Annotated in this window: 21 protein-coding genes and 1 tRNA gene; 14 read left to right on the top strand and 8 right to left on the bottom strand. The window is 31.4% G+C overall.

Annotation, left to right across the window (positions count from 1 at the left end; translation table 11 throughout):
* Position 1: 1 nt before the first annotated feature.
* A complete protein-coding gene (locus DMZ43_RS10135) occupies positions 2-481 on the top strand; it encodes a TlpA family protein disulfide reductase (RefSeq protein ID WP_370450273.1) in 480 nt (159 codons plus the stop codon).
* Positions 478-1,227, top strand: coding sequence for a triose-phosphate isomerase (gene tpiA / locus DMZ43_RS10130; protein WP_131507957.1), 750 nt, complete (start codon positions 478-480; stop codon positions 1,225-1,227). Before DMZ43_RS10135 ends, tpiA begins: the two co-directional genes overlap by 4 nt.
* 50 nt (positions 1,228-1,277) lie before the next feature.
* Here tpiA and DMZ43_RS10125 read toward each other — a convergent pair whose 3' ends face one another.
* Positions 1,278-2,480 (bottom strand): porin, encoded by a 1,203-nt coding sequence (locus DMZ43_RS10125; RefSeq protein WP_131507955.1) that lies wholly within the window; start codon positions 2,478-2,480, stop codon positions 1,278-1,280.
* A gap of 69 nt (positions 2,481-2,549) precedes the next feature.
* Here DMZ43_RS10125 and prmA point away from each other — a divergent pair, with 69 nt between their 5' ends.
* Positions 2,550-3,386: a 50S ribosomal protein L11 methyltransferase gene (gene prmA / locus DMZ43_RS10120; protein ID WP_131507953.1), complete on the top strand. Its 837-nt coding sequence runs from the start codon at positions 2,550-2,552 to the stop codon at positions 3,384-3,386.
* An 18-nt stretch (positions 3,387-3,404) separates the two neighbouring features.
* Positions 3,405-3,680, top strand: coding sequence for an ATP-dependent Clp protease adaptor ClpS (locus DMZ43_RS10115; protein ID WP_131507951.1), 276 nt, complete (start codon positions 3,405-3,407; stop codon positions 3,678-3,680).
* Here DMZ43_RS10115 and DMZ43_RS10110 read toward each other — a convergent pair.
* The 3 genes from DMZ43_RS10110 to DMZ43_RS10100 all read right to left on the bottom strand — a co-directional run bounded on the left by DMZ43_RS10110 (position 3,677) and on the right by DMZ43_RS10100 (position 5,349).
* Positions 3,677-4,090: a DUF6691 family protein gene (locus DMZ43_RS10110; RefSeq protein WP_131507949.1), complete on the bottom strand. Its 414-nt coding sequence runs from the start codon at positions 4,088-4,090 to the stop codon at positions 3,677-3,679. The genes DMZ43_RS10115 and DMZ43_RS10110 overlap by 4 nt on opposite strands.
* Before the next feature lies 1 nt (position 4,091).
* A complete protein-coding gene (locus tag DMZ43_RS10105; RefSeq protein ID WP_131508022.1) occupies positions 4,092-4,652 on the bottom strand; it encodes a YeeE/YedE family protein in 561 nt (186 codons plus the stop codon).
* 61 nt (positions 4,653-4,713) lie between these two features.
* On the bottom strand, positions 4,714-5,349 hold the full coding sequence (locus DMZ43_RS10100; RefSeq protein WP_131507947.1) for a Crp/Fnr family transcriptional regulator: 636 nt from the start codon (positions 5,347-5,349) through the stop codon (positions 4,714-4,716).
* A gap of 85 nt (positions 5,350-5,434) precedes the next feature.
* Between DMZ43_RS10100 and DMZ43_RS10095 the strand changes: the two genes are divergently transcribed.
* Positions 5,435-5,508: transfer RNA gene (locus tag DMZ43_RS10095), tRNA-Arg, on the top strand.
* A 138-nt stretch (positions 5,509-5,646) separates the two neighbouring features.
* On the opposite strand, the gene DMZ43_RS10090 is transcribed toward DMZ43_RS10095, so the two are convergent.
* Positions 5,647-6,051, bottom strand: a complete 405-nt coding sequence (locus tag DMZ43_RS10090) for a MerC domain-containing protein (protein ID WP_131507945.1) — start codon at positions 6,049-6,051, stop codon at positions 5,647-5,649.
* 82 nt (positions 6,052-6,133) lie between these two features.
* On the opposite strand from DMZ43_RS10090, the gene DMZ43_RS10085 reads away from it, so the two are divergent.
* Positions 6,134-6,514 (top strand): Fur family transcriptional regulator, encoded by a 381-nt coding sequence (locus tag DMZ43_RS10085; protein WP_131507943.1) that lies wholly within the window; start codon positions 6,134-6,136, stop codon positions 6,512-6,514.
* Positions 6,515-6,586: 72 nt separating this feature from the next.
* Here DMZ43_RS10085 and DMZ43_RS10080 read toward each other — a convergent pair whose 3' ends face one another.
* Positions 6,587-8,728 (bottom strand): S46 family peptidase, encoded by a 2,142-nt coding sequence (locus tag DMZ43_RS10080; protein ID WP_131507941.1) that lies wholly within the window; start codon positions 8,726-8,728, stop codon positions 6,587-6,589.
* Between the two features lie 500 nt (positions 8,729-9,228).
* Between DMZ43_RS10080 and DMZ43_RS10075 the strand changes: the two genes are divergently transcribed.
* The gene (locus DMZ43_RS10075; protein ID WP_131508020.1) at positions 9,229-10,134 is read left to right on the top strand and encodes an NAD(P)/FAD-dependent oxidoreductase; all 906 of its coding nucleotides are present in this window, start codon (positions 9,229-9,231) and stop codon (positions 10,132-10,134) included.
* A gap of 454 nt (positions 10,135-10,588) precedes the next feature.
* Here DMZ43_RS10075 and DMZ43_RS10065 read toward each other — a convergent pair whose 3' ends face one another.
* Together DMZ43_RS10065 and DMZ43_RS10060 are read right to left on the bottom strand one after the other, a co-directional pair.
* Entirely contained in the window at positions 10,589-11,842 is a 1,254-nt protein-coding gene (locus DMZ43_RS10065; protein WP_131507937.1) for a hypothetical protein, read from the bottom strand.
* Positions 11,829-13,094, bottom strand: coding sequence for a DUF4270 family protein (locus tag DMZ43_RS10060; protein ID WP_131507935.1), 1,266 nt, complete (start codon positions 13,092-13,094; stop codon positions 11,829-11,831). The genes DMZ43_RS10065 and DMZ43_RS10060 overlap by 14 nt, the downstream gene beginning before the upstream one ends.
* A gap of 250 nt (positions 13,095-13,344) precedes the next feature.
* Here DMZ43_RS10060 and DMZ43_RS10055 point away from each other — a divergent pair, with 250 nt between their 5' ends.
* The 7 genes from DMZ43_RS10055 (at position 13,345) to DMZ43_RS10025 (ending at position 23,754) form a co-directional block, all read left to right on the top strand.
* A complete protein-coding gene (locus DMZ43_RS10055) occupies positions 13,345-14,253 on the top strand; it encodes a DUF6268 family outer membrane beta-barrel protein (RefSeq protein ID WP_131507933.1) in 909 nt (302 codons plus the stop codon).
* Positions 14,250-15,245: a kelch repeat-containing protein gene (locus DMZ43_RS10050; RefSeq protein ID WP_131507931.1), complete on the top strand. Its 996-nt coding sequence runs from the start codon at positions 14,250-14,252 to the stop codon at positions 15,243-15,245. Before DMZ43_RS10055 ends, DMZ43_RS10050 begins: the two co-directional genes overlap by 4 nt.
* 145 nt (positions 15,246-15,390) lie before the next feature.
* Positions 15,391-15,735: a DUF4907 domain-containing protein gene (locus DMZ43_RS10045; RefSeq protein WP_131507929.1), complete on the top strand. Its 345-nt coding sequence runs from the start codon at positions 15,391-15,393 to the stop codon at positions 15,733-15,735.
* 3 nt (positions 15,736-15,738) lie between these two features.
* Positions 15,739-16,782: a sensor histidine kinase gene (locus tag DMZ43_RS10040; RefSeq protein ID WP_131507927.1), complete on the top strand. Its 1,044-nt coding sequence runs from the start codon at positions 15,739-15,741 to the stop codon at positions 16,780-16,782.
* Between the two features lies 1 nt (position 16,783).
* Positions 16,784-17,512 carry a LytTR family DNA-binding domain-containing protein gene (locus tag DMZ43_RS10035; protein ID WP_131507925.1) on the top strand — a complete coding sequence of 243 codons (729 nt, stop codon included), beginning with the start codon at positions 16,784-16,786 and terminating at the stop codon, positions 17,510-17,512.
* 85 nt (positions 17,513-17,597) lie between these two features.
* Positions 17,598-20,402: a helix-turn-helix transcriptional regulator gene (locus DMZ43_RS10030; RefSeq protein WP_131507923.1), complete on the top strand. Its 2,805-nt coding sequence runs from the start codon at positions 17,598-17,600 to the stop codon at positions 20,400-20,402.
* Positions 20,403-20,643: 241 nt separating this feature from the next.
* Complete coding sequence (locus DMZ43_RS10025; RefSeq protein ID WP_131507921.1) at positions 20,644-23,754, top strand: TonB-dependent receptor; 3,111 nt, start codon at positions 20,644-20,646, stop codon at positions 23,752-23,754.
* Positions 23,755-23,764: the final 10 nt, after the last annotated feature.

Below are 23,764 nucleotides of genomic sequence, written 5' to 3'. Positions count from 1 at the left end.
AATGAACATTCTATTAGTAGCACTAATTAGCTTTTTAAGCTGTAGTAAAGACACTCCAACTCAATTTTCGCAAGATGCCTTAAATGATACATTTGTGACCTTAAGCGGAGAAACAACGTCATTTAATGAAATACTTACCAAGCACAAAGGCAAGACCATATTAATTGATGTTTGGGCATCTTGGTGTAAGGATTGTATAAAAGGCATGCCAAAAGTTAAAACTTTACAAGAAAATAATACCGATGTTGTCTATGTCTTTTTATCTTTGGACAAGAGTATGGATAGCTGGAAGAGAGGAATAGATAAATATCAAGTTGAAGGCGACCACTATTTTATGCAATCAGGTTGGAAAGGTGATTTTGGAACTTTTATTGACTTAGATTGGATTCCAAGATATATGGTAGTTGATAAAACAGGAACAATCAAACTCTTTAAAGCAGTGAAAGCCGACGATAGTAAACTTATAAATGCATTAAAATGAGAAAAAAAATAGTAGCAGGTAACTGGAAAATGAATAACGATTTATCGTTAACAGAAGGATTAATAACCGATTTAAAATCGCAATCAAAAACATCTGATGCGCAAGTGATGGTTGCTCCTACGTTTACCAATTTGTGGCCTGCTTTTCAGTCATTAAGAGAAACCGATATTGAAGTTGTAGCACAAAACATGCACTTTGCTGAAAATGGTGCCTACACAGGAGAAATAAGTGCAAGTATGCTAAAAAGTGTTGGTGTTAAAACAGTAATACTAGGTCATAGTGAACGTCGTGCATATTTTAATGAAACCGATGAGCTTTTGGCTAAAAAAGTTGATGCTGCTTTAAACAATGAAATCACTGTTATTTTTTGTTTTGGTGAAGAGCTAGATGATAGAAAATCTGGTAATCATGAGCATGTGGTTGAAAGCCAAATTAAAAATGCTTTGTTTCATTTAGAAGCGTCTGCATTTAGTAATATAATATTAGCTTACGAACCTGTTTGGGCTATTGGCACAGGAGAAACTGCTTCGCCAGAACAAGCTCAAGACATGCACGCATTTATTAGAACAACATTGGCTAATAAGTATGGCAGTGAAATAGCTGATAGTGTTTCAATATTATATGGAGGAAGTGTAAAGCCTAATAATGCTAAAGAAATTTTCTCTAAACCAGATGTTGATGGAGGGTTAATAGGTGGAGCATCACTAAAAGCAGAAGACTTTTTTGCGATAGTTAATGCATTCTAATTAAGAAATAATATAAAAAAAACGGTCTTAAAATTTTAAGACCGTTTTTTTTATATTCCTATTTCAACCTGAAAGCGCAAGTACCAATTATTAGCGCTGCTAGAATCAAAATAGCTTAAATCGCTATTGGTAACTTCGGCTTGCAGTTTTAAAGCGTGTTCCCAAATGTATTTAGTTACACCCAAACTGTATTGATTGGTTTGTGGAGTTAAGGCTTCAATATCTTCATGAGGTTTTTGATACGAATATCTACCTATAAGTTCGTAGTTGTTTTCAAAAACATAACTCAATTGCGCATCAAATCCATGGCCAACAAAAACGTATCTAGTGTCAGTATTGTCTTCAGGGTTTACCGTTATAGGGTTGTTAGTTGTTCTATTCATATAAGCAGTTTGAAACGCCCAACCATTATACTTTAAAATCGCGTCTAAAAGAACAGATTGCATATCGCGTTGCTCAAATAAATCGTCACCTAGAGTGCCTCTGGTTCGTCTTGCTTTTTCATTATAATGATACACACCAGATAACATTAGTTTAGGTGTAGCTTCTCGCTTGATATCACCTTCAAAAAGAGTTCCGTTGTTTTTAAATGCACCAAAAGGAAACAATTCTAATCGACCTGTAAATGCTAATCCATTGTCTGGGTCTTTGGTCCAGTTTCTGCCTTCACCTGTACTAATTGCAGTTTTAACATTGTATGAAAACTGATTTTGTAATTCGTTTAAATAATACACTTGTAAACCAAAATCCCTATCAATATTAAAACGAGCGTTGTTGATAGAACGATCAGTAAGTTGTAAAGCTCCCGAAGAGTTAATACGTTGTCTGTTACCAGGTAATTTTGTTTGACCAAAACCAATGTTCCAGTGATTATCTGGTCTATAAAACACAATAGCATCTCTTATAATGTTGAGGTTTTCACCATCTTCAATAGCTCCAACATCGTTTGGAGAAAACGATAACTGAATCACATAAATTATTTTTGGGTCACCAACATAACCGTCAAAACGTAAACGTAAACGTCTTATCATGGCTTCATAAGCAGGATCTTCGTCTTCGTTGTTTAAATACGTTAAACGATTTTGCATTCTAAATCTAATATTCAACTTAAAAATACTATCAGGAGAGGTAATACCTAGTCCTTTTCCGTAGCTATAATAAGGAAGTGCAGAAAGTTTAATATCGTTATTGTCTTGAGCGTTTGTTATTGTACAAAAGCAAAAAAGACATAAAGCAATAATGAGTTTGTTCATTTTAAAATCAATTTAGCTACAAAAGTAAGAGTAACTAAATTAAGGATTAGTAAATTTGCAAAAAAAAAGATGTCAAATACAATATACATAGGCTATTACTTTAAAGTACAACCGTTGCAACCAGCTGTTGAAATTTTGATTGCTGAATTAGGTTATGCTGGTTTTGAAAGTTTTGTTGAAACAGAAGAAGGTGTTACAGCGTACATTCAAAAAGAGGAGTGGAGTGAAACTATTTTAGACGATATACAAGTCTTAAACTCTAATGAGTTTGAAATTTCTTTTTCGTTTGAAGACATTGAGCAAACCAATTGGAATGAAGAATGGGAAAAAAACTTCACAGCAATAGTTGTAGATGAGAAATGTTCGGTTCGCGCACCTTTTCATGACAAACCAAATACGGAGTACGATATAATTATTGAACCAAAAATGAGTTTTGGTACTGGTCATCATGAAACCACACATATGATGATACAGTATATTCTCAATAATGATTTTAAAGATAAATCGGTTTTAGATATGGGTTGCGGAACAGGAGTTTTAGCGATTTTAGCTGAAATGAAAGGCGCAAAACCAATTGATGCCATAGACTATGATAACTGGTGTTATTTAAATAGTTTAGAAAATGTAGAACGTAACAATTGTGAGCATATTACAGTTTTAGAAGGAGATGCAAGCTTATTGGTAGATAAACATTATGATGTTATTATAGCTAATATAAATCGAAATATCCTTTTAAACGATTTAGACAAATATGTAGCATGCTTGAATAAAAATGGGATGTTACTCTTAAGTGGCTTTTATAAAGATGATATACCAGTTTTAGAGGCTGAATGTAATAAGCATATGTTAAAACTCGTTGAAACTTTGGAGAAAAACCATTGGGTTGCTCTAAAATTTTTAAATTAGTCTAAAAAAAGAAGAAGAATGGGAACTATAGAAAAAACATCAGAAGAAGTTCTTTTTAAAGAAGACACCCTAAGACAAAACGAAATTGTGCTTTACAATGACGATGTTAATACTTTTGACCATGTTATTGAAACTTTAATTTTTGCTTGTGATCATACTCCAGAACAAGCAGAGCAATGCTCTATTATAGTGCATTACAAAGGAAAATGTACTGTAAAAACTGGTGATTACGACGATTTAAAACCACGCTGTTCTAAACTCTTGGAAGCAGGTTTAAGTGCCGAAATTGTTTAGTGAGGCAATTTGTCTTTTAAAACACCGTAAATGTAAGTTCCAAATATAGCAGCAGCTATAACTATAAGCATACTAAAAACACCAGTACCAACTAAAATATACATTGGTCCAGGGCACGCTCCAGAAAGTGCCCAACCTAGTCCAAATATTGAACCACCTACAATGTAACGTGTTAATCCCATATCCTTTTTAGGGACATTAACTTGAGTGCCTTCAATATTTTTTAGTTTTAAAATCTTAGCTATTTGTAATAGTAAAATACCAGTTACTACAGCGCTTCCTATAATTCCGTACATGTGAAACGATTCAAATTTGAACATTTCATAAATGCGATACCATGATACAGCTTCAGACTTTACTAAAACAATTCCGAAGAAGATACCTACTAATAAAAATTTTAAATACTTCATACTAACCAAAAATTAAAGGAAACAATAAGTGAATCATTACTAAGCCACCAATAAAAAAGCCTATAACTGCAATAAGAGAAGGTAATTGTAAGCTACTTATACCTGTTATGGCATGACCAGAGGTACAACCTCCAGCATAGCGAGTGCCAAAACCAACTAAAAAGCCACCAATAATTAAAATTGCTAAATTTTTAATGGTGAAAATAGAGTCTAAACTATAGAGTTCTGGTGGTAACAGTGATTTACCAACGTTATTAAACCCTAAAGCATTAAGGCTTTCAATAGTTTTTGGGTTTAGGTCAATATTAGTAGGTTCTGACAAATAAAATTGAGCGATAAAACCACCAATGACAGCACCTAATACTACAATAAGATTCCATTTGTAGTCTCTCCAGTTTATATTAAAAAAAGACACTTTTTTTCCTGCACCACCAAGGGCACAAAATGTTCTTAAGTTTGACGACATCCCAAATGTTTTTCCAAAGTAAATAAGTGTAAACATTACTAAGGCTATCAAAGGACCAGTAACATACCAAGGCCAAGGTTGTAAAATATAGTCTATCATAAATTTATTTTTTGCAAAGTTACTTTTAAGTAAATTATCGTTGTGTGATAAATGTTACTTAAAAGTCTAAAACTTCTATTTTATTTCTACTGAGTTTTATTTTGTCTTCATTTTCTAGTTGTTTCAATAGTCTAGAAATTACAACTCTAGAGGTATGAAGGTCTTCTGCAATATTTTGATGGGTTTTACTAATTGTAGTAGATGCATTTAGTTTTACTTGGTCAATTAAGTATTTAAATAAACGCTCATCCATTTTCATAAATGCAAGTGTATCGATAGTTTCCAGCATTTCATTAAAGCGTATTTGATAGCTTTGAAGAATAAAGTTTCTCCAGCTAGTATTATTATGAAACCATTCACTCATTTTTTCATTAGGAATCATGATAACTGTTGAGGTTTTGTCAGCAACAGCTCGTATTTTACTTTTTGATTTAGCCATACAACAGGTAAGAGACATTGCACAAGTATCTCCAGTTTCGAGAACATATAATAAAAGTTCGTTGCCATTGCTGTCCTCTCTAAATACTTTAATGTTACCCTCAAGCAATAGAGGAACGTGTTTGAGTTCTTGACCAATGTCCATAATAATGTCATTAGCTTCAAACGTTTTTAATACACCATTCTTGGTTATGCTATTTACCAATTGTTCGTCAAAATTGTAATGAAAAGACGCTAAAATTTCTTTTTGTATCATACATCAAAAATAAGGAAATACATTTTTGAAATAATTGTTTGGAAGTTTTTTAATAAAAGTATTATATTTGCACCCACTTTAAAACGGCCTCGTGGCGCAACTGAATAGCGCATCTGATTACGGCTCAGAAGGTTACAGGTTTGAATCCTGTCGAGGTCACTAGATAAAATCCTAATTCATTTGAAAATAATGAGTTAGGATTTTTTGTTTTTACTTTATTAATTTTATTTGTTTGTTAATTAGTACAGCAAATTTATCTTACAGTTTTTACATAAGATAAGATTATCTACTTAAGATTTATATACTGTTTGTACAGCATTTATCGGTTTTACACAGGCAGTATTTTAAATTATAAATATGTAACACTGCTAAAGAAACAGAAGAGATATGCATTAAGCTTTCAGGTAATGAAATCCACAATAGTCTTTCATTTATTATTAAAAAAAATAAACAAGACCAATTAATCCATAACAAAGGCTTCATGAAAGGCTTTGATGTGTTTTGAGTAGAACGTTTTACTGCTATTAATGAAATAGCAAGAAAGACAAAATCTAAACTTTTCCACCAAAAAGGACTTGAAGCACAACCTCCAGCAGCACAAGAGTGTACTATGAAGAGCAAAGGTGTGGCAATACAATGGAGTAAACATAGCGTACTTGCAAGCGCTCCAACTGTATCTGGTTTTTGTAAAATAATTTTCACTTAATATAATTATTAATGCAACTAGGTTGCAAATATAATTTTATTATTTGGTTTTACAACATAGTTGTGATAACTTTGAGTTATGGCAATAATAAGAAAGACCAAATCAGTAGAAGCGCTTTTAACCTTATTTAATAAAGCTGAGAATGCAATGTCAGTTGTAGAGTTGGTAAAACAACTAGAAGATGAAATGAATAAAACAACTGTTTATCGTATTTTGGACCGTTTAGAAGAGAGTGGGCATTTACACTCATTTATAGGTAAAGATGGATTAACGTGGTATGCCAAATGTAAAGATTGTGATGAAGCTCATCACCATGATGCGCATCCTCATTTTCAATGTTTAAATTGTGGTAAAGTAGAATGCTTGTCAGTTGATGTTTCTATTCCAAAAATACCTAAGCGCGAAGTAGTTGTCTCTCATGTTTTAATTCAAGGAAAATGTGAGTCTTGTGTTAAATAATATAATATTTATAAAAATAAAAAGCAGCTATTTTATAGCTGCTTTTTTTATATTATCAATGAGTGTTTACTTTTATTCAACAATGCTTAACTCATCAACAATGTGACTTGATTTTGCGTATTTGTCTATTAACCATAGTACAAATCTTATATCAACATTAATGGTTCTTTGTAGGTTTGAGTCAAAAATAACATCTCCAGCCATAGCTTCAATGTTTCCGTCAAAGGCTAAACCAATTAATTCTCCTTTTCCATTTAGTACTGGAGAACCAGAGTTTCCTCCAGTAATATCATTATCTGATAAGAAGTTTACAGGCAATTCACCTTTACTATTAGCGTATCTTCCGTAGTCTTTTTTATTGTAAATGTCTAGTATGCCTTGAGGTAAATCAAACTCATCATCATTAGGCTTATATTTATTGATTAAGCCTTTAAAAGTTGTGTAGTTATTTACAGCAACATCGTTTCTTGGATCTTTAGGTAAAGCTCTTACTTTACCATAAGATAGACGTAATGTAGAGTTAGCATCTGGATATTTTATATTACTTAATTCAGATTTTCTTAACCCATCAACCAACAATCTAAAAGATTTTTGGTAGTCTTCTAGTGGCTGTTTTATATGTTCAGGTTGTTCTCTGTATTTTTCTAATAAGCCTGATGAAAGTTTATAAAGAGGATCGTTAGCTAGTAAATTAGCATCAGGATATTTTAAAAACGCTTCAGCGCGTTCTTTTGATGAAAATAAACTTAACTTAAAGATTGTGTCAATAAACGAATTAAAATCATTGCTTTCAGAAACATTCAATACTACTTCTGGTAAGTCGTAATTAGATTTAGAAGTATAAAGTTCTAATTGAGCTGCTAACATTTCTTTTTCTAAAGGAAGGTGAAAATCTTTATAAGAATTCTCAATGAATTTAGTTAATTCAGGCAATAACTCTTTACGCTTTGCTTCATTAGCTTCAATATAGGCTTCAAACCCTTTTCCTATACGATAAGGTAACATTGAAAACGTACTAGAACGTAACATTATTCTAAGGTAATTGTCATGTTTAGCTTTTTCGTTTGTTAAGTTGTAGTAGTTGTTTATGTTACTAATTACATCTCCATAGGTTTCTTTATTAGGTTTTTTGTTAGCCCATTTATCAAACTTTTTCTCTACCTTTCGTTTAGTTTCAGCAGTTTTATGAGCTGTTAAGGCATCAATCATCCCTTGTCTATTTTTCCAATAGTTTGCTATGCCTGCATATTTAGAGGCGTACATTAAATTTATGGACTCATCTTTATCCATATATTTTTTCATAACGTCCATACTAAGCTTTGAACCTTCAACCCAAGCAGGATAAGCATAATTAACATTTTGCTCAATACCTTCTGCAGGCATCCAACGGTTAGTTCTTCCTGGATAACCTAAAATCATTGCAAAATCATTTTCTTCAACACCTGAAATATTTACAGGTAAGTGATATTTTGACTTTAAAGGAACGTTACTAGTTGAATATTGAGCAGGATTACCATTAGCATCAGCATATACTCTAAAAATAGAGAAATCTCCTGTATGACGAGGCCACTCCCAGTTATCAGTGTCTCCACCAAATTTTCCTATTTTGTCAGATGGTGTTCCTACTAGTCTTACGTCAGTATAATCTTCATAAACGAAGTAGTAATATTCGTTACCTTGAAAGAACGAACGAACAGAAACGGTATATTTACCACCTTCGTTATTTTCTTGCTCAATTTTTGCAATTTCTTTGTTAATGGCAGCTTCACGCTCTTCTTCGGTCATTGAATCGTTAACTTGAGACAATATACGGTTTGAAACGTCATCCATTCTAACAAAAAACCTCACGTATAAGCGTTCAGGTTTTAATTCTTCTGAAAGTGATTTTGCCCAAAAACCATTTTTTAAATGATTTTGTTCAGCAGTTGATAATTCGGCAATTGCATTGTAACCACAATGATGGTTAGTTAAAACCAGTCCGTTTTCAGAAATAATACTTGCAGTACAACCACCATTAAATTGTACAATGGCATCTTTAAGGCTTTGGTTGTTGATGCTATAAATTTCTTCGGCAGTTAACTGAAGTCCCATTTTTTGCATATCGCGTTGATTTAATCTGTCGATATGCATTAAAAACCACATGCCTTCATTTGCAAAAAATGAAGTAGGTAAAGAAATTAAAAATGCAATAAGAATTAATTTAGTTTTTTTCATTATGTAATTAAGTGTTAATGATTTGTGTTTGGGCTTCGTTATAGGTCTAGGAAAAGAACTAGTTTGTAGATAAGTTGCTGATTTGAAGCTTACACATTTTTTAATTGAAATTTATTTAATGCTACTTAGTAGCAAAATTAAGTATTTATTTATAAACGCAACCATGTTGCTTTAAAAAAATAGAGATTTTATTTTTTCTTTTTGAGTTTTGCAATTCACCTTGAGTATATTAATCATTTAATGCAACTAAGTTGCGTTAAGTAAAATTTAATCGTATTTTTGTTGTAAAGTTTTGTAACACAACTAAGCTTATTATGTTAAATTAATAACTATGAGTGTTACTGACTCTAATTATAGTTTTGCTTCATTTTACAATATGCATTGTAGGTGTGAGTTAAATGTAAATAATGACTAGAAGAGAAATAATTAAACTATTTGGAGTATCGGGTTTGGTGCTAGCATTACCAAAACCTTTATCACTCTTTGCTAAATATAACAACATGGATGAAAATGAATTTGAAGTAATTATAATTGGTGGAAGCTATTCAGGGCTTTCGGCAGCAATGGCTTTAGGGCGTTCTTTAAGAAAAACCTTAATTATAGATTCTGGTAAACCTTGTAATAGGCAAACACCACATTCCCATAATTTCTTAACGCAAGATGGTAGTACACCACAAGAGATTTCTACGATTGCTAAACAACAGGTTTTAAGCTATGACACTATAAGGTTTTATGAAGGATTGGCTGTTAGTGGCAAGAAAATAGCTGAAGGTTATGAGGTTACTACTTCTAATCAAGATGTTTTTAGAGCAAAAAAACTTGTTTTTGCTTCAGGAATAAAAGACTTAATGCCTAATATAAAAGGGTTTTCAGAATGTTGGGGAATATCTGTAGTACATTGTCCTTATTGTCATGGGTACGAAATACGTAATAAAAAAACAGCAATTATAGCTAATGGTGAACGTGCTTTTCATATTGCTTCTTTGGTCAATAACTTAACAAAAGACATCACGATATTAACTTCTGGAAAAAAAGATTTTGATGACAATCAACTTCTTAAGCTCAAATCACATAATATAACAGTTATAGAAAATGAGGTTTTAGAGATTGAGCACAAGGAAGGACAATTAGAGACTATCATTTTTAAAGATGGTAGTAAAAAGCATTTTGAATGTGCTTATGCTTCTATTCCGTTTGAACAAAGCTCTAAAATACCCGAAGAATTAGGTTGTAAGCTAACTGAACATGGACATATTGAAGTTGATTTTATGCATAAAACAACCATGGATGGAATTTTTGCTTGTGGTGATAATAGCTCAATGATGCGTTCTGTAGCTACAGCTGTTTATGGAGGAAATATTACTGGAGCTGTTATTAATAGTGAACTTACAAAAGAAAGTTTTTAGTATGGTGGAGGTGTTAATAACTAATGTAAGAACGGAAACCTTCTCAAACAAAATTTTAAAAATATTAGTTGATAAATTTCCAAGCTTAAAGTTTAATTTTGATTTAGAAGATTTTAATGAGCCATATCCTTGTGGGCACTCCGTTTTAAGAGTAGAAGGTAACCTTATTAAGATTAACTCTATTATTAAAATAGTTAAAAGTTATAATATAGAATGTCAGTTACTGGAAGATAGAATTTGTAGTTAGTGATGAGGTTTAGAAAAGTAAATTGAATTAAGGTTTTAATTGTTGTTTTTTTAAAAGCTGTATAAACAATAGAAATGCTATATTTTGAATAGGCTCTGGAGTAACTTATAAGGTCATAAAAAAAGCAAGCTCATTTTAGTAAAGCTTGCTTTTTAGGATTAAATATGAAACAATTTAAAAATATATTTAATGAATAGTAGGCAATTATTAATTGTACTTTCTTTTAATAAACCATAAGTCAGTTAGGGATAAGTTTATGTTTATGGTATGAATGTTTTCTTGTATTAAAATACCGTCAATGTTTCCTGTTTTTTTATAACCATATGAGAGGTTTAATTTTGAACCATTAAAATCAAGAGGAAACCCTAAACCTAAACTAAAAGAACTACTGCTAATATTTTTATCATCAACTTTTAAATATCCACTGTCGTAGTTAAATCCTGCTCTATAGTTAATACGTTCCCAATACTTATAACTTGTAGGGTCTTTTATAAATTCGGTACCAAAATTAATGATGTTTTGATCAACATAATCTCCAGTTTCATCACTTTGATTAGTTGAGTTCCAAAAACTTTTTTTAAAGTCTAAAGCAAAATTAAAATATTTGTATTTTTTGCTGATTCCCAGTCCTAACTTAAGGGGAAGTTTAAAGTTAGCAATGTTCTCATTTGTGGTTTCTTCTATTGTTGTTAATGCAGATTCGGTAATTTTACTGGTCGTCGTATCTCTACTTGCAGATAAAGATGTTGGACTTTCAATTGTTAACCCTATAGTGTTTTTTTCTAAAAAAGTGTATTGAGCACCAAAACCAAACCTAACACCTGAATAATAATTATCTTTTTCTATAGCAAGAAGGCTTGTGGTTGTTTGAACACTTTCAGTTTCTTCAATTTTTCCGAAAAGATAAGAGAAACGTAATCCAACATTCAAGTTTTTAAGCAAAGGTTGTCCATAATCAATACGTAAATCGTTTAAAGAACCAGAGCCTGTTATATTAGTGGAGTAGCTTTCGTTATTGCTTCCTTCAATAATACTTTCAATTCCTACAAGCGTATAGCCTACATTGCTTGATGGTAATAAAGAAAGTCCTAGGCCATATTTACCATTAGCATTAAACCCTATTGCAAAATTTGAAAAATTTGTAACGTGTCTTAGTTCGTTGTTTTCTCCATTGTTTAAACTTTCAATTTGAGTATAAAAACCAATATCAAAAATGAATTTTTTCTCTTTTATAGTAGCAAAGGATGCAGGGTTTAAAAAATTAATCTCTTCACTAGCATCTAAAGAAATACCTGTATAACCCATACCGCTAGATTTACCTATGTTAGAATTTCCTTCAACCCCAAGACCAAAAAGTGAATAAGGTGATCCAGTTAAATTATTAGTTTGGCTATTTATGTTTGTACTTAAAGCAAAAAGTAATATAAATGGTAATAGTAATTTATTCTTAATTTGTATCATAAATGGCATAAGTTAAAATGAGTTTTGCTCCCTCGTTCTCATACATATCATTAAAAATCATTCTATCTACAGATTTGTTATAATCTGCGTGATATAAAATTATAGCATCGTCGATAAGTGGAGACTGTATGAGTTTTCTGTCTATATATTGCAATACAGGTATTTCATAATAAACATCATCATATCCATCAACCGATTCAACAATTGTTGACATGACTTCTCCTAATGAGTTGGAAACTTGTTCTGTAATACTATTGTTTTGATCTATGTAATAAAGGCTTAAGCTATCCTTTAAAGGTAAATTATCGTTATAGGAATGTATTTTGGGTTTTAGTCTTAATTTGGCATCAATAACAGTTCCTTGTCCTTCAATTTCATACAGTTTTCTTATGGAAGGAAAGTTAATTCTTGTAAAATACCCAACTCCAGATTGGTAGTAACTTTCATTATTACTATCTAAAGATGATAAATTATAATCTTGATTGGTTAAATTAGATAAGGGTAAGCCAGAAACATCTGATTGAATACGATTAAAGTGTTTTGGGATATCGCTACTTTCAGTTATGTATAAATCATAAGTGTACTCTGTGTCTTCATCGTCGTCGGATAACCTATAAAAAAACCGTAAATATGTGGAGTCAGTTTCTGTTGAAAAACCAATGACTGACCCATCTGAAGCTTCGTCAATTTGTAGTGTAAACCCTTTGTATTCTTGAACAAATTCCTCTGTATCACTTGTGTTGTCTTTAATAAAGTCAAACATAGTATTACCAAACTCAAAAGGTATAGAGACATGTAGAGAGTCGCTGTTTGGTCTAGGAGCAAATGTTTTAGTTGCTATTGGTGAATCATAAAAACTAAGTGTTGAAGTATTATAAAAATCGCTATCATATGGTTTAACCTTCTCATTTAAACGATGAAACCTCATTTGCATTAATTGTGTAGTATCATTGTAGAAATACTGGTCGTAATTTAAAATTAATGCAACACTGTCTAAAACTGCAGCATCTGAAATTGAATATGTGTATGATGATAATTCAAAGTAAGATGTTGTGGAAATTTTTCCTAAAGAAGCGTCATTGTATTGTCCAAATAGTAATCGGCCAGTTTCCGAAGTAGTAATACTATCTAATTTAAATGTTGATAAGTCTACACTAAGTGTGTCTATTCTAATTACTCTAACATTAGAATCGGTAAATTCTTCACCAACTATAAAGTTAGAAACTTCATCTTCTTGTGAGCAATTAAACAAACAAGAACAAATTAATATTGAACATAAAAGTCTTAAGAGAGTCATGTCTTTTTTTGACCAAATAAAGCGCTTCCCTTAACCCTATAAAACAATAATATACAAGACTCTTAAATAGATATACTAAACCCAACAATTTATCTATTAATGAAATTATGCTATTTCATAGATAAAATTATTCCATTGGTAGAGTGATAAGTGTTAAGCGTATAATTTATTTTTTCTACTCTTTTAAAGATTCTATGTTCGTTCAATGAAAAAAATTAAAGCACCTTATTTTATTGTATTCTTAATGTGTTATAAGATGTCAGGGCAACTAAATAACTTAAATATAGAGGAGGTTAGTAATATTAACTTTAAATATGAAATGACGCCTAACTTTGATGATGTTCAATTGCAAACAACTGCAATTGGTGCAACTTATAAAGACTCAACAGCAATAGGAACTTTTAGTTATGGAGTTAACTATTCTAACTATAACTACACTTTTAAAGATTTGGGCTCACTAGACCATTTTACAGATGGTTTTAACAAGTTAAGCTATGTTGCTTTTAAGTTGCAACATAACATTGAGCTAAAGAATAACTGGAGTTCTTCAATTACTTTTGAGCCTAATGTGTTTTCAAATTTTGAGTCAGCATTATCAATTAAAGATGTTAACTTAAGTGGAGGTGTGCTTTTGTCAAAAAAGTGGATTAACTCTGTAAGTAATGAAAAAGAACTTCAATTAGGGATAGGCTATAGCACGTTATTTGGTAAGCCTCAATTATTTCCAGTATTTAATTATTATTACGAAGTAAGTGATAAGTTTTTTCTGTCTTTAGGTTTTCCAAAAACTAGTTTTAAGTATAAAGTGGATTCAAAAAGTCAATTCACTCTAAGTCTTTTTAAAGATGGTTTTCATACAAGTGATATAACATTGAAAGACGCAAATAACCTATACAATTATCAAAACCTAGAACTTTCTTATGATGCAATTAAAGTAAACCTAAACTATGGTTTTCAGTTAGGTAAAGAGTTTGAAGGGTTTTTGAACTTAGGGTTTTTGCCTGAAGCAAATCTTAAACTATCAACAGGAGAAGGGTTTAGCGAGTTTAAAACAAATCAAACAATTTTTTTTGGATGTGGAATTAAATATAACATTAATATAAATAAACTATGAGAAATTTTTTAAGACTAAATATTTTGTGTGCATTATCGTGTGTGCTATGTGTAAGTTGTAGCGATGATGACAATGATGATTTAATAGGGAATTGGGTTGCTAAATCCACTTTTAATGGATCAGCTAGAGCAAATTCAGCTTTTTTTACAATAGGAACTAAAGGTTATATGGGAACTGGATATGATAGTGACGATTACCTTAAAGACTTTTGGGTTTATGATATGGAAACAAATTTTTGGCAACAAAAAGCAGATTTTCCAGGCTTGGAAAGAAGTTCAGCAATTGGATTTGCTATTGACAATACAGGATATATTGGAACAGGATACAATGGTGATATAAACGATGAATTAGAGGATTTTTACAAATACAATGCCGATACAAATACTTGGGAACAAATAGCTGATTTTGGAGGAGGAGTAAGGCGTGGAGCAATTGGGTTTGCGTCCTCAACAAATGGTTATGTAGGTACTGGATATAATGGAAGTAATGACCAAAAAGATTTTTGGAAATATAACCCATTACAAGATCAATGGGAAGAAATAGCTGGTTTTGGAGGTGAAAAAAGAAGAGATGCTACATCTTTTGTAATAGGAGATACAGCTTACATTGCAACAGGAATTAGTAACGGTATTTATCAAGAAGATTTTTGGGCATTCGATTTAAGCACAGAATCTTGGACCGAATTATCCGATTTAGAAGATGACGATGATTATGAAATTACAAGAAGTGCGTCAGTAGGCTTTACAATTATGGGGAAAGGGTATATCGCATGCGGAGAAAATTATGGAGCAATAAATACAGTTTGGGAATACGACCCTTCTACTGATAAATGGATAGAAAGAACAGAGTTTGAGTTATTAGATAGGCAAAATCCTGTGGTTTTTAATGATGGTTTAAGAGCGTTTGTAGCGCTAGGAAGAAATGGTACATATTATCTAGATGATAATATGGAATTCTTCCCTACACAAGAGCAAGATGACGATGATAATTGATTGATAGCGAAAAAACAAGGAGCGAATTTAAGTTTTTTTAATTGATAAATCATTTTGTTTGCAACTTAGGTTGTTCAATCAGGTTTAGTTGTTTTTCAAAGACAGTGAGACCTGGCTCCTTGTTTTTATTTTAAATTCTAAGACTATGAAAAAGCATAAAATTTATATAGTAAGTTTCCTTACTATAGCATTGGCAGTAGTAGGTTTAAACCTTGTAATATTTCTAACCAACAGGGATAATGTGGGTCTTGAAGAGTCATTGGTAATTACTCAGAATGATAAAGGTTGGATTTATGAAATATATGTAGATGAAAAACTGTTAATAAAACAAGAAACAATACCTGCTATTTCAGGTGAATGTTATTTTGAAAATAAAGGAGATGCTGAAAAAATAGGTTACCTTGTTTTGGACAAACTCAAAAACGGAGTAGTGCCTCCAACTGTTTCTTTTCAAGAAATTATGAGTAGTAACATAATTATATCAAATTAAAAGATGAAAATAAAATTTAAGGCAAGTGTCGTGCTACTGCATATACTTTTTTGGTCTTTGGTAACAGTTTTATTATGGAGCTTGTTAGAGCCTCAAAAAACAGGAGGTGTTCCTAAATTTAGATACTTAAGAATGCTGCAAGGACCTTTCCTATTCTATATTAATTATTTAATATTGGTGCCAATGCTACTCTTAAAGAAGAGAATATTTTGGTACGTTCTAGCATCGATACTTTTCTTAGCTTTATTTAATTTTTTGAATGTTCAATTAGCTCCTGCAGCACCTAGATTAGAAACAATAGAGCAATTTAATGAAGCAACAAAAGGGTTTCGCTTTCCGCCACCACCTAACGGTTTTAGATATATGCTTCCGGTAACATTTTCACTTTCAATATTTTTGTTAGGAGGAGTTTTTGCGTTGATTACTGACTTTTATAAAAGAGACAGTACTGCAACACATATGGAAGCTAAGAAAAAAGAAATGGAATTGCAGTTTTTGAGAACACAACTAAACCCTCATTTTCTTTTCAACTCTTTAAACAGTATTTATTCTTTAGTAAGAAGTAAATCTAACGATGCACCAGAAGCAATTATCATGCTGTCTGAACTAATGAGGTATATGCTTTATGAAGTTAATGAAAATAAAGTAATGCTAGAAAAAGAGCTTAACTACATAAAAAGCTATATATCGTTACAACGAATGAGATTAATAAATAGCGAAAATGTTAAATTACAAATTCACGGTAATACAAATGAGTTAAAAATCTATCCACTAGTTTTAATCACTTTTATTGAAAATGCTTTTAAATATGGAACAGATTATAAGGGTAATACCAATATAAATGTTGTGATTGAAATCATAAATAATGAGCTTTTATTAAATGTAGATAATATTATTGGGCATCATAAAAAAGATTATGTAAACTCAGGAGTTGGTCTTCAAAACATTAATAATCAGTTAGAGTTTCTTTACAAAAACAAATATAGCCTCATTACAAAAGAAGAAAACGGTTTTTATAAGGTAGAGTTGAGGTTGAAATTAGTATAATATGAAATGTATAATAATAGATGATGAGCCACTGGCAATAAACATTATAAGCTCTTATTGTAGCTCAATTGATTCTTTAGAGGTTTTAGAAACATTTACAAATGCAATTGATGCTTTAGACTACTTAAGAAACAATAAAGTTGATTTGGTTTTTACTGATATTGAAATGCCACAAATTTCAGGAATAGATTTTATTAAATCTATAGAAAATAAAAAGCCTTTTATAATTTTTACAACAGCTTATCCACAGTATGCCTTAGATGGTTTTGAATTAAATGCGGTTGATTATTTGGTGAAACCAATTCCATTTCCTCGCTTTGTAATGGCTATCAATAGAGTAAAAGAAATATATAAGTTAAAGCATCAACAGTTGTCTAATTTGGTGCCATCAGGAGCAACTTCCACAACTCCTAGAGAAGATTTTATTTTTGTAAAATCAGAGTATGAAAACCTTAAGCTAAAACTTTCTGAAATTAGATATATTCAAGGATTAAAAGACTATTTAAAGATTCATTTATCAAATCAAAAACCAGTTTTAACATTGATGAATTTTAAATCTATTGAGGGTAAACTTTCTACCTCTAATTTTGTAAGAGTTCACAGGTCATATATAGTCAATATTGAATATTTAGAGTCTATTCAACGAAATCAAATTATTATGGAAGACCAAATGAGAATTCCTATTGGAGATAGTTATAAAGGGTACTTATTTGGTTTATTGGGCATTTAATAAATTTACAGGTAATTTCTAAATACTTTTTACAATTCATATAAATAGGTAAATTAGTACCTTGTAAAAGGATTTATCTGTTGCTATGAATTTTTCCCAAATAATAAAGTATGTACTGCTTCTAGTGCTTTGTTTTCAAGCACAACTAGTTTCTGCACAATATTCACCTTATTTTCAAAACTATTCCCTTTCAGAGTATAATGCTGGTAATCAAAACTGGGATGTTTCTAGAGCTGAAAATGGAAAGCTTTATGTAGCCAATAATGATGGTTTGTTAGAGTATGATGGACTTAAGTGGAATTTTTATGAGTTACCCAATAAAACCACTGTTAGATCTGTTTTGGCTCATAACGACATAATTTATACTGGTTCTTACGAAGAATTTGGGTTTTGGAAAAAAAATGAAAAAGGAATTTTAGTCTACAAATCGCTTAGCCAAGATATACAAAATGAAATTTCTGCAAATGATGAGATTTGGCAAATTATTCCTTTTAAGAACCAAATCATTTTTCGAGCATTTTCTAGCATTTATAGTTTTAAACCCGAAGTAGGTATCGAAAAAATAAGACCTAAATCGGTAATTATGTCTTGTAGTATTGTTGATGATGAATTGTTAGTCTCTACACTTAATAATGGCATTTTTACCTTAGTAGGTAATGAGTTAAAACAAATAATTAGTGACGAAAAATTAGTTAATACAAAAGTTATTTCTATTGATAAGTATAGCGAAGGGTTGTTGCTTACAACTTCATTAAAAGGCTGCTTCTTATATAATGGTAACGGATTAATTAAAACCAACTTTGAAGTAGATGACTACATTATTCAACACCAACTAAATGACTTTTCAATATTAGCAGATGGCAGAATGGTGTTTGGTACTATTAAAGACGGAATTTACTTAACCGATAGTAAAGGAAAAGTGCTTTTTCATTTAAGTAAAGAAAATGGACTTGTCAATAACACTGTTTTAAGGCATCATTTAGATGAGACTAATAAACTTTGGTTAGGTCTAGACAATGGTTTGGCGTCATTAGATTTAAGTAGTCATAATTATTTTTTTAATGATGTTTCAGGAAAGCTAGGAGCTGTTTATGACGTTATAGATTATAAAGGAGACATATACATAGGCAGTAACACAGGCTTGTTTTATTTAGATAAAAAAAATAAACTTCAATTTATTGAAGGGTCTCAAGGACAAGTCTGGAATTTAAAAGAAATCAATGGAGAACTTTTTTGCGGTCATAACGATGGAACATTTTTAATTAAAGATAAAAAGCCTATACCTATAAGTAACTACACAGGAGGCTTAACAATAAAAAAAGTACCAGAACAGAAGAATGTTTACATTCAAGGGACTTATACTGGTTTAGTCACTTTTAAAAACGAAAATAATACCTGGAACTCACAGCGACTTGGAGGAGGAATTGCAATGCCAATTCGCTTTTTGGTTTTTGAAGACCAAAATACAGCTTGGGTTTCTCATGCTTATAAAGGCCTTTATAAAGTGAAATTTAATGGTAATTATGATAAAATAACAAGTTTTAAAAGTTATGAAAATAAAGGTATTTGGTCGAGTTTTAATGTAAGAGTTTATAAAATTAAAAATGACATTTGTTTTAAAACTAATGATGGATGGCAAAAATATGAACCACTTTTAGATAGTATAGTTCCTCATAAACTACTAAATGAAAGTTTTGGAAAAGGAACACACATTATTTCTGAAGACAATGTAAAACGATTAGTCTTAAAAAATGAAAATGACGTTATAAGTTTTAAATCTCTGGCAATAGCAGAAGATGAGTTTTCATTGACTAGCAATTATTTTAAAAATAGGCTTATTGTGGGTTATGAAAATGTTTCAAAAATTAGTGACTCTACCTATGCTTTAAATTTAATTGATGGTTTTATGCTTATTGACGATAGGTTAAATGAAACTCTAAAAATGGAACAGCCACAGGTAGAAATGGTTGAAATTAATAAAGAACCTGTTGCTGTTAATGAAGAAAAACCAATAGAACTTAAGTTTAATCAAAGTGTTGGTGTATCTATATCTTCAGCTAAATCTGATAACCATTTTTTTGAATATGCTTTTCTTGGGATTGACTCCTCTAAGTGGAATAGAATGGAAAATCATAAACTAGAATTATCCAACCTTAACCATGGAGAATATGATATAGCTATAAGAGCAAGTAATGGATTTGGCGAAACTTCGCCTATTAAAGAATTAAAAATTAACATACTTCCGCCATGGTATAAAGATGATATAGGTTTTGCGTTATACACATTTTTAATTCTCTTAACCTTATTGGTAATTTTCATTTTACACAAACGAAAAATTATTAAAGAGCAAAAAATACTCGAATTAAAGTTTGAAAAGCAACAAGAAGAACTACTCAAAGAAAAAACCTTAGAAAACGAGAAACGTATAGTGCAGTTAAAAAATGAATCGCTTCAAAATGAAATAAAGCTAAAGAGTAAGCAATTAGCAAATACTGCTATGGCTTTAGTTAAAAAGAACGAAACCTTGCAAGAGATTAAGCAAGAATTAGTAGGTAACAAAACAAGTTTTGACAATTACTACTCATACAAAAAGCTATTGAAAAAAGTAGATGGTTCAATTGCACATAAAGATGAATGGAAAGTTTTTGAGTATAACTTCAATCAAGTTCACGAAGAATTCTTCAAAGGTTTAAAGGAAAACCATCCGCAATTAACACAAAAAGACTTAAAGATTTGTGCCTACATCAAAATGAATTTATCCACTAAAGAGATTGCGCCATTGATGAATATTTCGGTAAGAGGCGTAGAAACACATAGATACAGGTTAAAAAAGAAGCTTGATTTAGAAAATGACATTTCTTTGACTGATTATTTGCTGAATTTCAAATAATCACTACTTATTTTTATCTAAATCTTATTTTTTAATACGTCATTAATACGTCATTTATCGTTTTCGTTAGTCTTTTAGCGTACTTCTTTGTAAATTTAAAGTACGTCAAACGTTGATTTTAAGCGGAGTTTCACTTTTGTTAATTCAAATGGCGTAATTAAAATGTAAACAACACTATTTCGTCAAACGCTTAGATTATTAATTTAGAAGTCGAAAACTAACTCATTCTAATTATTAATTTATGAAAACTAAATTCAGTTTATTATTACTTTTATTTTTCTCTCTTGTCTCATGGAGTCAACAAATAGAAGTAAATGGTCAAGTGACCGCTGCAAGTGATGGATTACCATTGCCAGGTGTAAGTGTTATTGTCGATGGTACAAATCGAGGAGCATCCACCGATTTAGATGGTAGGTATACCATAAGTGTAGCACCAGGTGAGGTGTTGCAATTTAGCTACATAGGCTTTAAAACACAAAAAATTACAGTTGGTAGTCAAACAACTTTAAATGTTGTTTTGGCCGATGATGTTGAAGCTTTAGAAGAAATTGTAGTTATTGGATATGGAACACAAACCAGAAAAGAAGTAACTGGTGCAATTGCAAGTGTATCTGGTGACGAATTATTAAAACAACCAGCTGCTAACGCCTTACAGTCAATACAAGGTAAAATGACTGGTGTTAATATTGTAAATACTAATGCTCCAGGTAGTCAACCTAATATTATTATTAGAGGTATTGGTACTGCAGCAGGAGGTGATGATCCTTTATATGTAGTAGATGGTGTACAAGTTAACAGTATTACCAATATAAACCCTGCAGATATTGAGTCTTTTGATGTACTTAAAGATGCTTCATCAGCAAGTATTTATGGTATGAATGCTGCTAATGGAGTTGTAATTATTACAACAAAAAAGGGTAAACAAGGTAAGATGAAAATTGAATTATCTTCTTTTTATGGAGCTAAGTCAATGCTAAACCCAGTTGAAATGGCTAACTCTAGTCAATATGTTAGATATTTTAATGAAAATCAAGTAGCTATTGGTGAAACAGCATTTTTATCACCAAATCAACCTCATGATACCGACTGGTATGATGAATTAACTGACATAGGGTTTAGTAACTCTAACAACATAGCTATCTCAGGAGCAAGTGACGATATTAGCTACTTTTTTAGTTTCAACAATTATAATGAAGATGGTATTTTAGATAATGATGACTATAACCGTAATACTCTAAGAGCAAACAATAGCATTGAGTTATTTGATGATCGATTAAAAATATCTTCAAATATTAGTGCATCTTTTATCAGGTCTTTCCCAAAACCATTTGGAGCATTTAATGCAGCTTATAGACAAGCACCTGTAATTCCTGTGTATTATGAAACAGGACAATATGGTCAATCGTTTTGGAATCAATCAACTGGTATTGCAACTTACTTAGGAAACCCAGGAGAAATTATTGACAGATTAAACTCTACAGGTAACCCAATTATGGCTGTTGATTTTGCAAATGAAAAAAACAATACTACAGACTTACAAGGAAGTATTCAAGCAGATTTACAGATTACAGATTACTTAAAAGCTTCGGCTAGATATACTGCTACAAAATCGTTTAACAAGTCAAGAGCATTTAATGATACAAGAGGTCAATGGTTAGCAGGAGACCCTACTAGAACAGATGAGGAGTTTCAAACTAATCAAGATAACAACCCATCAGTAGTATCATGGGCAGACAATAGCTTGTTTTATCAAAACTCTGAAAGTTATAGATATAACGTAGAAGGCTTTTTAACTTTCGATAAAACCTTTAATAGTGTACATAATGTAAATGCTGTTGTTGGTCTTTCAAGAGGACAAAGAAACGATGTGTACACAATGAATGCAACTGGTTACGGTGTGCCATTACAAGAAAACTATTGGAGCATAAACTTTGCGGACGATGGATATGAAAAAGTTGTAAACCAGTTTTATACTACACCAACAAGAGAGCAGTCTTATTTTGGTAGAGTAATGTATAATTATGATGAAAAATATTACATCCAAGCAAATGTAAGAAGAGATGGCTCTAGTAACTTTAGAAACGATAATAACGAAGAGTATTATGACAATTTCCCAGCAGTAAGTTTAGGTTGGGCATTATCTAACGAAGAGTTTTTTAATGTGCCATCAATCAATTACCTAAAATTAAAAGCAGGTTGGGGGCGTGTAGGTAACTCTAGAGTACCATTTAACCAAACAACAATAACAACTAGTGCAGGTAGTAACAGTGTTAACTACGTGTTTGGAGCAAATCAAGATTTGGCATTTGGAGCAGCATTTGGAGCTGAAACATTCCCAATTTCATGGGAGGTGACTGAGGAGTTAAATGCAGGTTTTAACCTAAGTGCATTAGATAACAGATTAGATTTTGAATTTAACTATTATGACAGAAATACTGAAAATGCAGTATTGTTAGTAACGCCAATATATACAACCGAAGGTTCTTTAAGCTCTTACGATCATGGAGCAGAAGTATCAAACAAGGGTATCGAGATTAACCTAGGTTGGAAAGATTACATTGGAGAAGATTTCTCGTATAACATTGGTGCAGTGTTCTCAACTAATAAAAACAGAGTTGAAAATGTAAAATCTGCTTATGATGGACAAGTTGGAGGAAGTTTAGGAAATGGACAAATAACTAAACGATTAGAAGAAGGACAACCATTATATGCATGGTGGATGTACGAAGTAGAAGGTGTTTGGCAAAACGAAGATGAAATAAATAACAATGCTAGTATATCAGGAGCTTTACCAGGTCACTTACGCTACAAAGATCAAAACGAAGATGGTGTTATTGATGATAAGGATAAAAAGTTTTTTGGAACATACTTACCAACGTTTTCTTACGGTCTTAACTTAGGATTCAATTATAAAAACTTTGATTTAATTGTTGAAGGTTATGGAGCTGGAGGAAATAAAGTTTACAATGGATTAAAAGGAACTAGAATTAATGGAGGAGAGAACATTACTGCAAATGTGTATAACACAAGATGGAATGGAGAAGGATCTACAAATACTAATCCAGGAGCAAACAGAGACTCTTACGCATCTAACTATTACCTAGAAGACGGAGACTTTTTCAGAATTAATAATATTACTGTAGGCTACACATTGAAAAATGTTGTAAGCGGAGTAAATTCTTTAAGAATATATGCAACAGCGCAAAATCCTTTTATGTTTACTGAATATACAGGATTCACTCCTGAAATAGTAGGAGGAGCAGGAGGTAGTGCAGCAAATACATCAGGTATAGAGCTGTCTGCTTATCCAAACCTTAAAACATTTTTATTTGGTGTTAACATTGAATTATAAAAAAAACGAA

The sequence above is a fragment of the Meridianimaribacter sp. CL38 genome (assembly GCF_004328055.1).
Classification (GTDB): domain Bacteria; phylum Bacteroidota; class Bacteroidia; order Flavobacteriales; family Flavobacteriaceae; genus Gaetbulibacter_B; species Gaetbulibacter_B jejuensis.
The sequence above is the reverse complement of the archived record's forward strand: the minus strand, read 5'-3'. Positions and strand labels throughout refer to the sequence as shown.

Excerpts from the sequence above, each read along its gene's own strand:
- DMZ43_RS10135 (WP_370450273.1), top strand. The coding sequence starts at position 2 with ATGAACATTCTATTAGTAGCACTAATTAGCTTTTTAAGCTGTAGTAAA.
- tpiA (WP_131507957.1), top strand. The coding sequence starts at position 478 with ATGAGAAAAAAAATAGTAGCAGGTAACTGGAAAATGAATAACGATTTA.
- DMZ43_RS10125 (WP_131507955.1), bottom strand. The coding sequence starts at position 2,480 with ATGAACAAACTCATTATTGCTTTATGTCTTTTTTGCTTTTGTACAATA.
- prmA (WP_131507953.1), top strand. The coding sequence starts at position 2,550 with ATGTCAAATACAATATACATAGGCTATTACTTTAAAGTACAACCGTTG.
- DMZ43_RS10115 (WP_131507951.1), top strand. The coding sequence starts at position 3,405 with ATGGGAACTATAGAAAAAACATCAGAAGAAGTTCTTTTTAAAGAAGAC.
- DMZ43_RS10110 (WP_131507949.1), bottom strand. The coding sequence starts at position 4,090 with ATGAAGTATTTAAAATTTTTATTAGTAGGTATCTTCTTCGGAATTGTT.
- DMZ43_RS10100 (WP_131507947.1), bottom strand. The coding sequence starts at position 5,349 with ATGATACAAAAAGAAATTTTAGCGTCTTTTCATTACAATTTTGACGAA.
- DMZ43_RS10085 (WP_131507943.1), top strand. The coding sequence starts at position 6,134 with ATGGCAATAATAAGAAAGACCAAATCAGTAGAAGCGCTTTTAACCTTA.
- DMZ43_RS10080 (WP_131507941.1), bottom strand. The coding sequence starts at position 8,728 with ATGAAAAAAACTAAATTAATTCTTATTGCATTTTTAATTTCTTTACCT.
- DMZ43_RS10075 (WP_131508020.1), top strand. The coding sequence starts at position 9,229 with ATGGATGAAAATGAATTTGAAGTAATTATAATTGGTGGAAGCTATTCA.
- DMZ43_RS10065 (WP_131507937.1), bottom strand. The coding sequence starts at position 11,842 with ATGATACAAATTAAGAATAAATTACTATTACCATTTATATTACTTTTT.
- DMZ43_RS10055 (WP_131507933.1), top strand. The coding sequence starts at position 13,345 with ATGAAAAAAATTAAAGCACCTTATTTTATTGTATTCTTAATGTGTTAT.
- DMZ43_RS10050 (WP_131507931.1), top strand. The coding sequence starts at position 14,250 with ATGAGAAATTTTTTAAGACTAAATATTTTGTGTGCATTATCGTGTGTG.
- DMZ43_RS10045 (WP_131507929.1), top strand. The coding sequence starts at position 15,391 with ATGAAAAAGCATAAAATTTATATAGTAAGTTTCCTTACTATAGCATTG.
- DMZ43_RS10040 (WP_131507927.1), top strand. The coding sequence starts at position 15,739 with ATGAAAATAAAATTTAAGGCAAGTGTCGTGCTACTGCATATACTTTTT.
- DMZ43_RS10035 (WP_131507925.1), top strand. The coding sequence starts at position 16,784 with ATGAAATGTATAATAATAGATGATGAGCCACTGGCAATAAACATTATA.
- DMZ43_RS10030 (WP_131507923.1), top strand. The coding sequence starts at position 17,598 with ATGAATTTTTCCCAAATAATAAAGTATGTACTGCTTCTAGTGCTTTGT.
- DMZ43_RS10025 (WP_131507921.1), top strand. The coding sequence starts at position 20,644 with ATGAAAACTAAATTCAGTTTATTATTACTTTTATTTTTCTCTCTTGTC.